At 43.3% G+C, this 358-nt stretch carries 1 pseudogene; it reads right to left on the reverse strand.

The window, feature by feature from the left end:
- Positions 1-358 (reverse strand): annotated as a pseudogene (locus AB4135_RS22215) (IS3 family transposase); the annotation flags it as partial.

A 358-nucleotide genomic window follows, 5' to 3' on the forward strand; every position in this document is an offset into this window, starting at 1 on the left:
TTAGGTACCTGACAGCTAACGATACCAAGCTCTTTCATCAACTTAGTGGCACGATAACGGCTTAGCGAGATACCTTGCTGGCTAACCATATCTGCAATCGTTCTAGCTCCTGCCGAGCCGTTACTTGCAGTATGTACTTCGCTAACTAGACTTCGAAGCTTTACTTTATCTGCGTTTATAGTTGTTGGCCGCTTTCTCCAATACTTGTAACTACTACGATGAATACTGAACACTTCGCATAATGTCTTTATGCTGTAGCTCTGCCTGAGTTTCTCAATTATTAAGAATTGTTCAGTGAGTCCGACATCAACAGAGCTGTGGCCTTTTTTAATATTTCGTTGTGCTCCTGGAGGCGAGC

It is taken from the genome of Shewanella sp. 10N.286.54.B9 (genome assembly GCF_041468565.1).
In the GTDB taxonomy this organism is placed as follows: Bacteria; Pseudomonadota; Gammaproteobacteria; order Enterobacterales; family Shewanellaceae; genus Shewanella.